The sequence below is a fragment of the Kitasatospora putterlickiae genome (assembly GCF_039527695.1).
Lineage (GTDB): Bacteria > Actinomycetota > Actinomycetes > Streptomycetales > Streptomycetaceae > Kitasatospora > Kitasatospora putterlickiae.
This window is the reverse complement of sequence record NZ_BAAAKJ010000497.1, coordinates 1-1,908: the sequence shown is the minus strand read 5'-3', so window position 1 is coordinate 1,908 and position 1,908 is coordinate 1. Positions and strand designations below refer to the sequence as shown.

At 77.2% G+C, this 1,908-nt stretch carries 2 protein-coding genes; one reads left to right on the top strand and one right to left on the bottom strand.

Annotation, left to right across the window (positions count from 1 at the left end):
• Positions 1 to 738 (top strand): hypothetical protein (locus ABD308_RS37900; RefSeq protein ID WP_425554959.1); only part of this gene is annotated, 738 nt, incomplete at its 5' end.
• On the opposite strand, the gene ABD308_RS37895 is transcribed toward ABD308_RS37900, so the two are convergent.
• The gene (locus tag ABD308_RS37895) at positions 728 to 1,765 is read right to left on the bottom strand and encodes an LLM class flavin-dependent oxidoreductase (protein ID WP_344345392.1); all 1,038 of its coding nucleotides are present in this window, start codon (positions 1,763 to 1,765) and stop codon (positions 728 to 730) included. The two genes, ABD308_RS37900 and ABD308_RS37895, sit on opposite strands and share 11 nt — an antisense overlap.
• Positions 1,766 to 1,908: the final 143 nt, after the last annotated feature.

Here is a 1,908-nt window from a genome sequence, read left to right as displayed (position 1 = left end):
CACCCGACGGCCGCCGACGACCGCCGCACGGCCCTCGCCGACGGAAACCCGCTGTTCGCCCAGGCCTACGCGCGAGCGGCGGACACCGGCGCCGATCCGGCCGCCGTCCACCCGCCGGCCGTCCTCGCCGTGGCCGCCGCCCAGCTCGACGGCCTCGACCGCACCGCCCGCTCGGTGCTGCGCGACGCCGCCGTCGTCGGCGGCACGCTGTGGCGCGGCGCGGTGGCCGCCGTCAGCCGGCGCGACCCCGAGGAGGTCGGCCGCGGCCTGGAACTCCTGGAGTCGCGCGAACTGCTGCGCCGGGTGCGCCGCAGCGGCGTCCCCGGAGACGTCGAGTACGTCTTCCGGTACGCCGTCAGCCGCGATGTCGCGCTCGCCCAGCTGCCCGGCCGGGTCCTGGTCGAACGCCATCTGCGGGCGGCCGACTGGGCCGCCCTGCTGGACGTGCCCCGCCCCGGGCTGCTGGCCTTCCACTACGACCGCGCCATCGCGCTCGCCGAGGCGGACGGCACCCCGGTGGAGGCGATGGAGCGCCGCGCCTGGGAGGCCCTGGTCGGGGCGTCCGCCCGGGCCGCCGCCGCGGGCGACGACGCGCTCGCGGTCAGCTGTCTCGACCACGCCCTGGACCGCTGCCCGCCCGGGGAGCCCGAGCGGGTCTGGCTGGTCACCCACCACGGCCGCATCCGCGACAGCCTCGGCACCCGCGCCCATCGCCGCCGCCCGGCCGTTACCGGCTGACCCCGGCGGGGACGGGCAGCGCCGGGGCGAGTTCCCGCACGCGTTCCAGTGAGCGGATCTTCTCCTCGACGTCGGTGACGTTGTTGGTCACCATCAGCTCGTCCGCGCCGGTGCGCTCCAGCAGGTCCGCCAGCGCCCGGCGGACGTCCTCGGCGTCACCGACCGCCTGGGTGCTGAGCAGCGCGGCGGCGGCGGCCCGTTCGGCCTCCGTCCACGGGTACGCCGCCGCCTCCTCGACGGTGGGAAGCGGCGCGATCGGCGAGGCGCCGTTCAGCCGCAGCACCGGGAACAGCGCCGGCGCCGCCAGCCGGTGCGCCTGCTCCGAGGTCTCCCCGCACACCGTGTAGGCCGTGACGATCGCGTGCGGCCGCTCGGCCCGGGCCGAGGGCCGGAAGCTCTCCCGGTACGCCCGCAGCGCCTCCTCGGTGCCGCGGGAGTTGAAGAAGTGGTGGGCGAACGCGTACGGCAGCCCGCGCCGGCCCGCGTCCACGGCGCTGCGCACACTGGCGCCCAGCAGCCACGGGCGGGGCGGCCGCGGCGGCTCCGGCAGGGCCTCCAGCCGCTGGTAGACGTGCCCGTCCGGGAAGCCGCCGTCGACGAAGGCGAGCAGTTCCTCCAGCGCCGCCGCGAAGTCCTCGTCGGGCGCCCGGCGTAGCGCGTGGGAGAGCACCGGGTCCGCGCCCGAGCGGCCGATGCCCAGGTCCACCCGGCCGGGGAACAGCGCGGCCAGCGTCCGGAAGGACTCCGCGACGGCGTACGGCGGGTGGTTGGGCAGGATCACCCCGCCCGCGCCGATCCGGATCCGGCTGGTCCGCTCGCCGAGCGCGGCCAGCAGGACGGCCGGGACGGAGCCGGCGATCCCGCGCGAGTTGTGGTGCTCGGCCACCCAGAACCGGGTGTAGCCCAGCTCGTCGGCGGCCGCCACCAGCCGGCGGGTGCCGGCCAGGGTGTCGGCGGGGCGGCCGGCGGAGTCGATGGACGATATGTCGAGGACGGACAGCGGGACGGTCGGGGAACTGCTGGTCATGCGGGGGTGCTCCTTACTCGGGGTGTCACGCGTACCAGGTGGGGCGGGGGAGTTCGCCGTGCAGGAGGTGGCGCCCCACCACCCGGGCGCGCCCGGGGTCGTCTTCGTGCATCCGCCGCGCCTTGATGTCCCGCCAGTAGCGG